At 70.7% G+C, this 12,726-nt stretch carries 10 protein-coding genes; 3 read left to right on the top strand and 7 right to left on the bottom strand.

What is annotated here, in order from left to right; translation table 11 throughout:
- Window positions 1-105 precede the first annotated feature (105 nt).
- Complete coding sequence (locus CCN37_RS32715) at window positions 106-1,320, top strand: HNH endonuclease signature motif containing protein (RefSeq protein WP_168200975.1); 1,215 nt, start codon at window positions 106-108, stop codon at window positions 1,318-1,320.
- A 24-nt stretch (window positions 1,321-1,344) separates the two neighbouring features.
- Window positions 1,345-2,382, top strand: coding sequence for an amidohydrolase family protein (locus CCN37_RS32710; protein ID WP_246843447.1), 1,038 nt, complete (start codon window positions 1,345-1,347; stop codon window positions 2,380-2,382).
- On the opposite strand, the gene CCN37_RS32705 is transcribed toward CCN37_RS32710, so the two are convergent.
- Both CCN37_RS32705 and CCN37_RS32700 read right to left on the bottom strand, forming a co-directional pair.
- A complete protein-coding gene (locus CCN37_RS32705) occupies window positions 2,354-3,004 on the bottom strand; it encodes a response regulator transcription factor (protein WP_086828392.1) in 651 nt (216 codons plus the stop codon). The two genes, CCN37_RS32710 and CCN37_RS32705, sit on opposite strands and share 29 nt — an antisense overlap.
- Complete coding sequence (locus CCN37_RS32700; protein ID WP_086828390.1) at window positions 3,001-4,119, bottom strand: sensor histidine kinase; 1,119 nt, start codon at window positions 4,117-4,119, stop codon at window positions 3,001-3,003. Before CCN37_RS32700 ends, CCN37_RS32705 begins: the two co-directional genes overlap by 4 nt.
- Window positions 4,120-4,225: 106 nt before the next feature.
- On the opposite strand from CCN37_RS32700, the gene CCN37_RS32695 reads away from it, so the two are divergent.
- Window positions 4,226-5,608 (top strand): serine hydrolase, encoded by a 1,383-nt coding sequence (locus CCN37_RS32695; protein ID WP_086828398.1) that lies wholly within the window; start codon window positions 4,226-4,228, stop codon window positions 5,606-5,608.
- Here CCN37_RS32695 and CCN37_RS32690 read toward each other — a convergent pair.
- From CCN37_RS32690 to CCN37_RS32670, 5 genes are all read right to left on the bottom strand, one after another.
- The gene (locus tag CCN37_RS32690) at window positions 5,589-6,335 is read right to left on the bottom strand and encodes a trypsin-like peptidase domain-containing protein (RefSeq protein WP_086828388.1); all 747 of its coding nucleotides are present in this window, start codon (window positions 6,333-6,335) and stop codon (window positions 5,589-5,591) included. The genes CCN37_RS32695 and CCN37_RS32690 overlap by 20 nt on opposite strands.
- 324 nt (window positions 6,336-6,659) lie before the next feature.
- A complete protein-coding gene (locus CCN37_RS32685; RefSeq protein WP_086828386.1) occupies window positions 6,660-8,048 on the bottom strand; it encodes a hypothetical protein in 1,389 nt (462 codons plus the stop codon).
- On the bottom strand, window positions 8,045-8,668 hold the full coding sequence (locus CCN37_RS32680; RefSeq protein WP_246843446.1) for a SigE family RNA polymerase sigma factor: 624 nt from the start codon (window positions 8,666-8,668) through the stop codon (window positions 8,045-8,047). Before CCN37_RS32680 ends, CCN37_RS32685 begins: the two co-directional genes overlap by 4 nt.
- Window positions 8,652-9,896, bottom strand: a complete 1,245-nt coding sequence (locus CCN37_RS32675) for a glycosyltransferase 87 family protein (protein ID WP_143261913.1) — start codon at window positions 9,894-9,896, stop codon at window positions 8,652-8,654. Before CCN37_RS32675 ends, CCN37_RS32680 begins: the two co-directional genes overlap by 17 nt.
- A gap of 183 nt (window positions 9,897-10,079) precedes the next feature.
- Window positions 10,080-12,458 carry a helix-turn-helix domain-containing protein gene (locus tag CCN37_RS32670; RefSeq protein WP_168200974.1) on the bottom strand — a complete coding sequence of 793 codons (2,379 nt, stop codon included), beginning with the start codon at window positions 12,456-12,458 and terminating at the stop codon, window positions 10,080-10,082.
- Between the last annotated feature and the right edge of the window lie 268 nt (window positions 12,459-12,726).

Raw genomic sequence — 12,726 nt, 5'->3', positions numbered from 1 at the left:
CCCAGGTAAAGCCGACCCGTTGTCAGCAACGTGTTCACTCTATTCGGGGAGGATGTCGATCTTCGTATTTGGGACAATGGAAGAAGGGAGGCGAGGGGGAGAATCTTGTTTGATACCAAGGGTTTGATTGCTTCGTTGCAGGCTCATCTTCGTGAGCGGGATGCCTACAAGTTGACCGGCGACGCGCTACTGAACTGCCTGCGCGAGCACGAAAAGATCATCAACATCGTGACCGCCTCCGCGATCGAGGTCGCCGCCGAAGCAGAAGCTCAGGGCGTGCCCGCACAGCAGGGCTGCAAGGACCTGACAGTCCTGTTGCGCACCAACCTGAAAATCGCACCCGAAGACGCCGCTCGGCGTAGTCAGTTGGTGAAGCAGTTGCCGGGGTTGGACAGAACCCGGAAGAAGCTGCACGCGGGGAAGATCAGCGTCCGGCACGCGCAAGTCATCGCCAACACCGTCGACAAAGTCCCCGCCGACAAAGCGAAGAAAGTCGAAAAGGTCCTCTGTCGCCACGCACCCCGCCTCAACCCCCGGCAGTTGATGTACGCGGCGAAGGTCGCTCGGGCGACGATCGATCCGGAGGGCACGTATTGGGACGAGAAGGAGGGGGTGGCGCAGCGGTCGGTGAAGATGGGCACCGACGAACACGGCCACCTGCACCTCATCGGCAGCTTCGACACCCTGACCGGGCAGAAGATCCAGTCCCTGCTGCACGCCCTGGCGAAGAAGCGCGCGGGCGATGACCGGACGACCGAGCAGCGCTACGCCGACGCCTTCGCCGAAGTCATCGACCTCGCTCTCACAGCGAAGGCGTTGCCGACGCACGGTGGTGAACGTCCGCAGGTGATCGTCACGATCTCCTACGCCGACCTGATGGCCAGCCTCGGCACCGGATTCACCGCCTGGGGTGAGCCGATCAGCGCCGGACTTGCCCGGCAGATTGCCTGCGACGCCAACATCCTGCCCGTCCTGTTGGGCAGCGAGGGCCGGTTGCTCGATGTCGGACGTAACAGTCGGACGGCGACTCCGGCTATGCGCAAGGGATTGGCGGTGCGGGACAAGGGGTGTGCGTTCCCCGGGTGTGATCGGCCTCCGGCGTGGACGGAAGCCCATCACGTTGTTCATTGGCTTCACGGCGGGGAGACGAAGATCGACAACCTCGTCCTGCTCTGCTCACACCACCACCACGTCATGCACGACGAAGGCTGGGAGATCATCTTCCAAGACGGGCTGCCGACATTCATTCCGCCGAGGTGGGTGGACCCGGATCAGAAACCGATGCGCAACATCAGGGTCGACGAGAGGCTGGCGACATAGGGTGTCCGCGATGAAGGGGGAGCGGTGAAGATCAAGGGTGTGGTCCTGCCGGAACGCGAGGAGCGAGTCCTGCGCGTGGACGGCGAACTGCTGCGAACCGCCCAGGACGACGACGGCGAACTGGTGGTGGACGGGATGTGGCTGCTGCCGGGGCTGGTGGACGTGCACACGCACCCGGGCACGGTGAACCCGGGCGACGAGTTCGACGAAGCGGTGTACCGGCGCCACATGATCGAACACCGGGACGCGGGAGTGCTGCTGGTGCGGTCGCCGGGGTCGGCGGATCGGGGGAAGGGGCGGGACCGCGACGAAGCGGACCTGCCGAGGTTGTGCTCGGGCGGGCGGTGGCTGGCGACGCCGGGGCGGTTCTTCGCCGGGTACGGGCGCGACATCGGCGAGGACGAGTTGGTGGCGGCGGCCGTCGAGGAAGCCGGGGCGTCCTCGGGGTGGTGCAAGATCATCGGAGATTGGTCGCCGGGCGAACCGGCGGTGCCGGTGGAGGTGCTGAAGGCGGCGGTGGAAGCGGTGCACGCCGTGGGCGGGCGGGTCGCGGTGCACGCGCAGACGGCGGAAGGCAGCCGCAACGCGGTGCTGGCGGGGGCGGACAGCCTTGAGCACGGCATGCACCTCGACCACGAGCTGCTGCCGAGGATGGCGGAGCAGGGGACCGCGCTGGTGCCGACGTTCACGCCGTTCGCGAAGATCGTGGACAAGCTCGACGGCGCCCCGGCGGAGTTCCGGGAGTGGCTGCTCGCGGGCTGGGACGGGTTGCCCGCGACGGTCCGCGCGGCCCACGCGGCCGGAGTCCTCGTCCTGGCGGGGACGGACACGACGCCGTGCGGGACGGTGGCGGGCGAGATCGAGTGGCTGATCCGGGCCGGGCTGCCCGCCGAGGTCGCGGTGGGCGCGGGATCGTGGACGGCGCGCCGGTGGCTCGGATTGCCGGGACTTGACGACGGCGCACCGGCCGATGTCGTTGCCTACGAAGCAGATCCGGTCGCCGACCCGAGCGTGCTCACGCGGCCTAGCCGGATCATCCTGCGGGGTCAGCTCGTGCGTTGAGACCGGCCTCGTAGCCCGCGATCACCAGCTGAGCGCGGTCACGGGCGGACAGCTTCGCCAGCAGGTGGCCGATGTGCGTCTTGACGGTGTGGCGGCTTAGATGAAGGCGTTGTTCGATCTCGGAGTTGGACAGACCGTGCGTGATCAGGGCGAGCACTTCCCGTTCGCGCGGAGTGACACCGGGCAGCGGGCGCGGGGAAGAGGCGCGCAGGAACTCCTCGATGAGGCGATGGGTGACGCTGGGCGCCAGCAGAGCCTCGCCGGAGGCCACGGTGCGAACGGCGTCGATCAGGCGCGGCGGCGGCACATCCTTCAACAAGAAGCCGCTCGCGCCCGCGCGCAACGTGGCGTACACGGCCTCATCGAGGTCGAACGTGGTCAGGATCAAGACCTTCGGCGGGCGGGGCAGAGCGGTGATGCGCGTCGTAGCGGCGATGCCGTCCACGCTGGGCATGCGCACGTCGAGCACGGCGACATCGACGGAACGGCTCGCGGCCAACTCGTGCGCCTCGCGGCCGTTGCCGGCCTCGGCGACGACCTCGATGTCGGGCTCCGCGTCCAAGAGCAGGCGAACAGTGTTGCGGTACAAGGGTTCGTCATCAGCGAGCAGCACCCGGATCAAGACACCCCCACCTCCTCGAAGGGCACAGCGCTCTCGAACGGCACCGTGGCACGCACGGTGAACGGATCACCGCCCACCTCAAGCACTCCGCCGTGCAGCGCGACGCGTTCACGCATGCCGAGCAACCCGTGCCCCGGAGGACCGGTCGCCGCCGCTGAGCCCTCGTTGACGACGGTGATCACGATCTGCCCCGCCGAAACGGCCGTGGTGAGGCGGCAACGCGGCGGAGAGCAGTGACGGCGGACGTTCGTCAGCGCCTCTTGGACGATGCGGTAGGCCGATATGCGTGTCGCCGCAGGCACTTCGGACAGATCGCACTGCGAAGCGGTGACGGTGACACCAGCGCCGCGCGCGTCCTCGACGAGCTGGTCGAGCCCGGCGGAGGCGGAGGAGTCGCGCACCGCTCCGAGCACCGCGCGGACGTCGTTGAGCGCGACACGACTGACCTGCTCAATGGTGCGCAGCGCCGCCTTGCCCTCGTCGGGGTGGCTCTCCGCGAGGTGCGTGGCAACGGCGGCCTTCATCGCGATCAAGCTGAGGTTGTGCCCCACCACGTCGTGGATGTCGCGGGCGATGCGCAGGCGCTCCTCGGCGACGGCGCGCTCGGTGCGCAACTCGGCGAGCTCAACCTCCTGGCTCTTGCGGACGCGCACGAACGCGGCCAGCGCCCACGAACCGGCGAGCGCCATGAAGCAGTACGACATCGTCGCGATCGGCGTGGTGGAGAACGACTCCACGCCCTCCCGCGCGGGCACGATCGGCAGCCCGGGAACGATCACAACAGCCACACCCGCGCCGAGCACGCAGAGAGCCGCACCGGCGAAGCCCCACGCGCCGAACCCGGCCAGCGCGACGGGGTACAGCGCCAGCACCGCGGCGAGCAGCGCGGCCTCGGTCCCGAAGCCTAGGACGACGGACACCGCGCTCGCGAGGGACACGACGGCCAGCACGGGCACGGGAGCGCGCCGCCGCAGCACGAGCGGTCCACCGAGCGCCACAGCGAAGGCCCACGCCAGCAGATCAGCCTGCGGCGCGCGGAGAACCGCCAGCACCACGACCGTGGCAGCGGCGAGCACATCCACCGCCTTGACCGCAGCCATACCGAACTTGCGCATGGCATCACCGTAAGCGCTTCGCCCCGCCGCCACATCTGACCGTGGTAAGACACAGATCGGACCAGGGTCCGATGTGGAGCGAGCCGATCGTGCCGAGACTGAGGACGTGCTCAGCTCATTCCTGTCCGCGGTCGTCCTCGCCGCGACCACGATCGTTCCAAACGCCGACGTGCCGGCCGAGATCGACGCGATTGTCCAGCAGTACCAAGAGAAAGCCGCCGTGCCGGGCGTGGCCGTGGCCGTCACGCGCGGCGCGTCGGTGGTGCGCGTGGCCGGTTACGGCCGCACCGCGGCGCGCGAACCGATCACCGAGCGCACGAGCATGGCCGTGGCGTCGGTGAGCAAGTCGATGACCGCGAGGGCCGTGCTGACGCTCGTGGACAACGGCCGCATCCGGCTCGACGACCCCGTGGTCGCGCACCTGCCGGAGTTCACGATGGCCGACCCGCGCGCAGCCGTGATCACCGTGCGGCAGCTGCTCGACCAGACCTCGGGCATGTCGGACACGACGATCCGCTCCTTCAGCGGGCCCGAGGTCCGCACGTTGCGCGAGGCGGTCGCCGGGATGCGCGACGCCGTCCTTGCCACGGCGCCGGGCACGAAGTTCGAGTACCACAACCCGAACTTCCAAGTGGCCGCTCGCCTCGTCGAGGTCGTCAGCGGAACACCGTTCAGCGACTACCTGGTGCGCACGGTCTTCGAGCCGATGGGCATGAAGGACAGCAGCAGCATCAACACCGCCGACGACCTGCCACCGAGCGCGCGCGGGCACGTGAAGGTCCTGGGGATGCCCGTGGCGCTGCCCGAAGCCCCCGGGTTCGGCAACGGCTCCGGCGGAGTGCTCAGCTCGGCGCGCGACATGGCGGCCTGGCTGATCGCGCATGACGGGCGTGCGCCGACCTCGACGAAGTCCTACGAGCTCGGCTGGTTCTTCGGCAGGACCGCCTCTGGCCGGCCCCTGGTCCACCACGGCGGCGATCTGACCACTTCGACCGCGTACCAAGCACTTCTGCCCGCGTCGGGCTACGGCGTGGCGGTGATGGCCAACACCGGCACGCAGTACGGCGACGCGCAGGCGATCGGCGATCGGATCGTGGCGCTGCTCGAAGGCAGGACACCCGCGCCCGCGAACGGAGCGCCGATCGTCACGGACGCGGTGCTGCTCCTGCTCGCCGTGCCGGTGGGGCTGCTCGCGGTGCGCGGAGTCGCGCGGTCGCGGAGGTGGGCGGCCAAGGGGCGCTCAGTGCTGTGGTTGATGCCGCTGGTGCTGCCGATCGTGCTGCTCGCCGTGGTCCACCGCATCGTGAGCTTCCTCTACCGGGGGCGCGATGTCGCGTGGACGCAGGTCGCCTACCTCTACCCGACGTTCATGATCACGCTCGCGGTGACGGCGCTGGGATGCGCGGCAGTGCTGGGCGCACGGCTGGTGGCGGTGGTGCGGCGCGCCCGCGCGGACGCGCCGCACCGGGCTAGGGAGCGACCGGCGTGAACCCGGCACCCGCCTCGCCGCGCTTGTCCATGTCGGCGACGATGGCGTTCATGGAGGTGCTCAGCCCGGCGGCCCACTGGTTGCCGATGAGCTTGCCGTCCAGCACCACCGGTGAACCGGAGTCGCCGGGGCCCTCCCAGATGGTGTGGCCGAAGTACACGCCGCTCGTGCTGATCATGAAGCCGCAGGTGAGGCCGGTGGTCTGACCCTGCTTGCACATGCGGGTGCCCGGCGTGGGCGGCGAACCGATGCCCTTGATCGTCAGGGCGCCGACGGTCGCGGTCGGCACCACCTTGGCCTTGTCGAACTTGATCACCGAGTAGTCCAGGCCGGGATTGGTCGGGCTGCCGACCGGGTTGCTGGCGCTGACGTGCACGACCGTGCCGATCACCCCGGTCTCCAGGTCGGTCTCGGAGGTCTTGGCGGGCTGCGCCGCCGTGCCCGCGGGGGTCTTGTTGTAGTAGACCTTGTCGCCGAGGACCGGCTTGTTGTCCTCACCGTAGAAGCAGTGGGCGTTGGTCAGCCCGACCAGCTCGCCCGCCCGGTCGTGACCGATGGTGGTGATCGTGCACCAGGTCGCGCCCGTGGCGGGAACCGGCTTGCCCTTGCCGAAGACGATGCCGGAGCCGCCGCCGACGCGGACCGTCGGCGCCGAGGCGAGCGCGGGGGAGGCGCCGGCCGTCAGCGCGAGAACGCCGATGACGACGATTGCTCGAATGCGATTCATGTCGGCGACCGTAGGAGCGGGCGCTGAAATCCGAGTGAAACCGAGGGGGTGACCGCGGCGTGCCGGGGACCGGGCGTCCACAAAGGACGGTGCGGTCACCGGCGGGCGCACCTTCCGGCACGCCGCGGTCCCGGCGCGGCCCGCGTCGCGGTGGAGGTGCCACGTCTGGGGGTCGTGGCCGGTGCTCCACGCGGAAGGGCCGCGCGTGGTGCCGGGGGCGGGTGGTTTCCCGGCACGGGAAAAGGCTAGGGGGTGCCACTCAAATAACGCTGAAATCCTGAGCGTGCAGCATTGTGGTGTGATTCCTTCACGTTTTCTCGTGCGTCACCTGGGCAGTGCGACCTCGACCGGGGCCTTGCCGGGAAGCACCACCTCGACGGTGTCGGCGAGATCGGGGAGCAGGGCCGCGTCGCCCGGCACGGCGTTCCACGCGCCGCCCGCCGAGCGCCACCGCAGCGCGGCGCCCTGGTGGGCGACGATCCACCCCTGAGCGTCGGGCAGTCGCACCACCACGGGCAGCGCGGCGCCGCGGTCGATCTTCGAGCCCCGCACCACCCGCTCGGCCCTGTCCACGCGGAACAGCGCGGCGTAGCTGCGGATGTCGTTGCCGATCACGCGCTCGCTGACGATGACCGTGCGCCCGTCGGGCAGGGCGGCCGTGATGTCCCAGCCGCCGAGCTGCGTCGCGCCTGAGCGGCCAGCGGTGTACCACTCCCGAAAAGCGGGATCGGTGAAGCGGAAGTGGTCGAGGGCGTCGGTGAAACGCTGCCTCCGCTCGGCGAGGCTCAGCACCGGGCCGCTGAGGTGGCCCTGCAGCGTTGCCCACTGCAGCCCGGGCAGGGGCAGGCCGCCTCCCCGCCCGGTGAGCCGCGCGCGAGTCAGGTCGGTCTCCACCGGCCGGACCCGGTTCTGCGCTGACATGGACGCGCCGGGGTCGGCCGGTTTGTGCTTGACGAACACCGACGCGCTGCCCCAGGGGGAGTCCGGTGCGGCAGCGGAGGAGACGGCGATCCCGTTCTGGTAGACCAGCTCGGTCCACCTGCGCGACGCCGTGCCGTCGGGGGCGAACTCGACCTGGGGCGAGAAGTAGCGCGCCTGGCTCTCCTGCGCGGCGATCACGACCGCGTTCGGCCCGAGGAGGAAGACACCGCCACCGCCGGTGTCCACCCCCAGCAGGTGCTCCCTGCCGTCGGAGATGTCGGTCCCGAACACGCCGATCACGGTGAGCCCGCCCTTGGGAAGCGGTGATTCGCACGAGCCCTTGGCGCGCAGTGCCTGCACGAGCACGGCCGCGGGCCCGGCGCCGGTGCGGCTCGCCCACAGGACGTGCGGCCGCCCGACCGCCTCCCAGCAGCCCGCCGGGGCGATGGACGCGGCCACCTCGACGTGGGCGGCGAGCTCCCGTTCCCACGTGGTGCGCGCCCTCGCGAGGAATGCCGCGTCGCCGGCGAGCTCGCCGGTGGTCGGCCTGGACAGCCGGACGTCGCTGGCCGGGGTGAGCTGCTCGGAGTCCGCCCGCCAGCTGGGCACGCCGGAGAGCAGGCCGCCCAGCATCGCGGTGACCGCGAGCGCGGCGCCGACCATGCTCGCGCGCACCCGCTGCTTGCGCCGCTTTCCCTTGCGCAGCGCGGTCTCCGCGAAATCCGCCGGAGTGTCCACATCGGACACCGCAGCGCGCAGCACCTGGGCAAGGGCCTCGCTCTCGGTGGTCATCGCGGTTCCTCCACTGGCTCGGCGGCGGCCTTGCCGGACAGGTCGATCAGCCCGCGCAGCTTGCTGAGCCCGCGCGAGGTCTGGCTCTTGACGGTGCCCGCCGAGCAGCCGAGCACGTTCGCGGTCTGCTCCTCGGAGAAGTCCTCGAAGAACCGCAGCACGATCACCGCGCGCATCCGGGGCGGCAGCCTCGCCAGCGCGCGCATCGCCTCGTCACGGGCGGCGAGCTGGTCCTCGGGGCCGTCGTGGTGCGGCATGTGGTCGCCGACGACCGTCTCGTCCCAGCGGGCTTCGGCCACACGGCGGGAGCGGCGGCGCCACCGGTGCTTGGCGGCGTTGAAGAGCGCGGTCCGCACGTAGGGCTCGGGATCGCCGACGATCCGGTTCCACCGGCAGTACACGCGCGCGAGCACTTCCTGGAGCAGGTCCTCCGCCGCTCCCTGGTCGCCCGCGCACAGCAACCGCGCCGTTCTGAGCAAGGTCGAGGATCGCTCGCGGACGAACTCCACGAAACCGTCGTCAACCGTCGCCATCGTCACCCCGTACCCGCTGCCCCGTGCCCTGCCTGCGAACGGACGCGGAGGCAGCAGCACCAGGACCCTGTCATCGGCGGTTGTCATCACCGCTCCCCAGACCGACCTGTGCCCTCTCACCTGTTCCTATCCCGCTGTCACCGGATCGGTTGTCACCGCGCCGGGAAAAGTTCGCGACCAGCAGCGTCAGCAGCCCCGTGGCCGCGACCAGGAAGAACGCGTTGCCCTGCGGCCACTGCGTCGCGGTCCAGGCCAGTTCGCGCTTGTCGCCCGCGGGCACGAACTTGTGCGGGCCGACGAAGAACACCACCGCTGCCAGCCCCGGCGCGAGCAGGCTCCACCTCGGTCGGCGCAGCAGTTCGACGGCGACGACGGTGGCGAGCACGGTCGCCCACACCCAGTGGTTGCTCCACGACACCGGCGAGCACAGTAGCCCGGCCGCCGCGACCACGAGCAGCGCGGGCGCCTCGCTCCGCAACCGCCGGAGCACGAAGCAGGTGATCGCGAGCGTCAGCAGCATGCCGCCCACCCAGAACGGGAAGACCTCCTCGTCGACCAGGCCGAACCGGCCGATCACGGCGCGGATCGACTGGTTGGTGTGGAACTCCGGGCCGCCGATCCGGTCGGTGTTGAACAGCGTCGAGAACCAGTACTGGGCGGAGTTCCCCGTCGACACCGCGAAGCCGACCGCGACCGTGCCCGCGAACGTCCCGACCGCGGTCAGCGCGGGACGCCAGCGCCGACGGGCGAGGAAGTAGAGCACGAAGATCGCCGGGGTGAGCTTGATCCCGGCCGCGATGCCGATCAGCAGCCCACGCGGCCACCGCGTGCGGGGGAGCAGGCAGTCCGCGACCACCATCACCAGCAGCACCGTGTTGACCTGGCCGAGGTCGATCGTGCTCGCCACCGGCTCCGACAGCACCGACAACCCGCCCACCACGGCGCCGAGCCCGGCAGCGGCGGCCGGGCGCAGACCGCACGCGCGAGCCACGAGCACGCAGGCACCGATCAGCGCCAGTGCCGTCGCCACGGTGACCACGTAGCCCATCGCCTTGAGCGAGAACGGTGTCAGGAGCGTGAACAGCATCGCGGCGAAGGGCGGGTAGGTGAACGGCAGCTGGTACACCAGGGGCCGCGGCGGGAACTGGTCGTCGTAGAGGTGCTTGCCCGTCATGATCGCCTCGGCGCCCGCGCGGTAGACGTCGAGATCGACGAACAGAGCGCTCGGCACCTGCCACAACGCGAGGACGAGCGCGAGCCCGACGCCCGCCACCGTCACGGCCGGGCGTCGCAGCAGAGCTTCAACAGTGGTCACGCTCAGGAGAATCCCGATGCGCTCCACCGCGTTGCGTCCCAACGAGATTGTGTGAAACCTCCGAACCAAGGCAACGCGCGGCGGCTCTCCGGTATCCGCGCGTCCGCCTTCGAACGTTGTGGCTACGCGTTGTGAATGGGGGGCGCTCTCTTTCGCATCACGTTGCCAAACGCCGGGACAGGGCTAGGAGACGTGGCGGGCGCGGGGCAGGCCCAGTTCGCGGAAGATCACCAGGGCCTCGCGCCACGTGGTCTCCGCGAGGGCGGGGTCGGTGTGGGCGCGGGCCAGGCCGTCCAGCGCGTGCGCCTCCTCGTAGCGGTCACCGGTGATGCGCGCGGCCGTCACGGCGGCCTCGTAGGCGCAGAGCGCTCCGGCGGGGTTGCCCGCGGCGAGGTGCGTTTCGCCGATGTAGCGCAGCACCTCGGTCTCCACGCTGACCGCGTCGACCTCGCGCGCCTGGGTGAGCGCGCGGTCGTAGAGCTCGAAGGCCTCGGCGTGGCGGCCGGTCAGCCGGTACACCTCGCCGAGGTTGCCGAGCGCGGCGGCGATGCTGCCGGGATCGCCCAGCTCCTCGTGGATCGCGACGGCCGCGACGCAGTCCCGCATCGCCTGCTCGTGCTCGCCGAGCCGCCCGCGCGCGAAGCCGAGGTTGGTGCGCAGCGCGGCTTCCCCGTGCGGGAACTGCAGCGCGACGGCGATGGGCAGCGCGGCGTCGTAGCACTCCACGGCGTCGGCGTAGCGGCCGAGCCGTTCGTAGAGGATGCCGAGGTGGTTCAGCGCGCCCGCCTCGGCGTAGCTGTCCCCGGCCTCGCGGCACACCACGATCGCGTGCCGCAGCACCTCCTGCGCGTCCTTGAGCCGCCCGAGCCGTGTGTGCGCCATTCCCATGTGCTGCAACGCCATTCCCTCGGCGCGGCGATCACCGATGAGCCTGGCGGCGGCCACGGCGTGCTCGTGGATCGCGAGCGCGTCACCGTGCCGGTCGCTGTCGAGCATGCGGCGGCGCAGCACGGCGGCCAGGCGCACGGTGTGGCTCGGCCAGCCGTCGCGCACGCTGAAGCTCACCGCCGCGAGCAGGTTCTGCCACTCGACCTCCACCCAGGACTTCGCCTCGGCCGCGGTGCGCAGCGGCGGCAGCGCGACCTCGGCCAGCCACTCCGCCTCGATCTTGGCGCCGGGCGGGTGCAGGACCTCGATGGCCTTGGCGCCCGCCGTGACGTAGTAGTCGAGCAGCCGCGTGATGGCGGCCCTGCGCTCGGGCTCGGTGATCGTGGCCCCAGCCTGCTCACCCGCGTACTCGCGCAGCAGGTCGTGCATGCCGAAGCGGCTCAGTGACGTTGGCGTGAGCAGGTAGGCGTTCGCCAGCTCGTCCAGCGCCCGCGCCGCGGCGGAGGGATCGGCGTCGAGCAGCGCGGCCGCGGAGAACGCGTCGACCTCGCGCGCGGGGTGCACGCCGAGCAGCCGGAACGCCTCGCCGGTGCTCGGTTCGAGGCTGCGCTCCGACCAGGAGAACACCGACCGCACCGATCCGTCCGGCTCGCCGACGTCCAGCTGACCCAAGCTCCCGGTCAGCTCGGCGGCGAGATCGCTCAGCGACAGCTGGCGCCGGGTCGAGGCCAGCGCGGCGACGATGCGCAACGCCAAGGGCAGCCCGGCGCAGCGCTCCGCGAGCGCGAGAACGGCTTCGCGCTGGGGTTTCTCCCGACCAACCAGGTGCAGCCGCAACAGGTCCACGCCGTCGCGCTGGACGAGCGGGGCGAGGCTGATCGGGTGCGCGCCGGGCCGCAGGTGCAGCGCGGGGAGGTCGCTGCGGCTGGTCACCACGACGAAGCAGTCCCGGTTGCCCGGCAGCAACGGCCGGACCTGCGTGGCGTCGCGGGCGTTGTCGAGCACCACGAGCACCCGCAGACCCGCGAGCGCGCTGCGGAACCTGGCCGCGCGTTCCTCGGCTTCGGCGGGGATGTCGGTGTCGGCGAGCCCGAGTCCGCGCAGGAAGCCCGCGAGCACATCAGCCGGATCGCGCGGTTCGTGCTGCGCGTAGCCGAGCAGGTCCGCGTACAGGCATCCGCCGGAGAACTCGTCGGCGACGCGGTGTCCCCAGTGCACCGCGAGCGCGGTCTTGCCCACCCCCGCAGACCCGGAGATCACCGCGATGCCGACGCTGCCCGTGAGCACTCGGTCCAGCGTGACGATCTCCGCCGAGCGCCCGGTCAGCGGTCCCGGATCGGCGGGCAGTTCGCGGGGGACCAGCGGCTCGCGCGCGGCCGGAGCCTTGAGCGCCCCGGACTCCGTCGCGGTTCGCCTGCGGCACAGCGCATCGCGCGCGGTGACCAGGCGGCGGTGGTCCTGAGCTGGGAGGTTGAGCGCGCACAGCAGGTCGTCGAGCACGGGGCTCGGCGGCAGCGTCGTCCCGGCGAGATAGGCGTAGAGCGTGCTCTGCGAGACCTCCAGCCGTTTGGCGAGCGCGGCGACCTTGATCCGGCGGTTGTCCCCGCGCCGCAGCCACGACTTCAGCTCGCGGCCCAGATCGGCGGCGGTGACCAGCGGCGCCGGGTCGAGCACGGGAAGGCCCCCTCGAAGATTCCAGAGTTTCCAGATCCTACTCACGAGGTGATCACGAGCTGGTGTGCTGCGGGCGCACCGGAGAGCGCGAACATCCGGTGGCAGCAAAGCGAAAGGACCTCATGACCGTGAAGAAGACCAACCGCTTCGGGGGTGCCGGCCTCGCGCTGGCAGCGCTGGTCACGACCTTGCTCGGCTCCGCTCCGGTGAGCGCCAGCGCCGACGAGGCGACCCGTTACTACATCCTCATCGGCGGCACCTGCGACGG

Origin of the sequence: Allokutzneria sp. NRRL B-24872 (assembly GCF_002155965.1) — a bacterium.
In the GTDB taxonomy this organism is placed as follows: domain Bacteria; phylum Actinomycetota; class Actinomycetes; order Mycobacteriales; family Pseudonocardiaceae; genus Allokutzneria.
Note: the sequence above shows the minus strand (reverse complement) of the source record. Positions and strands in the feature narration are given on the sequence as shown.

Bases quoted from the DNA above. Each gene is read 5' to 3' on its own strand.
- CCN37_RS32700 (WP_086828390.1), bottom strand. From the start codon at position 4,119: ATGCGCAAGTTCGGTATGGCTGCGGTCAAGGCGGTGGATGTGCTCGCC.
- CCN37_RS32690 (WP_086828388.1), bottom strand. From the start codon at position 6,335: ATGAATCGCATTCGAGCAATCGTCGTCATCGGCGTTCTCGCGCTGACG.
- CCN37_RS32685 (WP_086828386.1), bottom strand. From the start codon at position 8,048: ATGACCACCGAGAGCGAGGCCCTTGCCCAGGTGCTGCGCGCTGCGGTG.
- CCN37_RS32680 (WP_246843446.1), bottom strand. From the start codon at position 8,668: ATGACAACCGCCGATGACAGGGTCCTGGTGCTGCTGCCTCCGCGTCCG.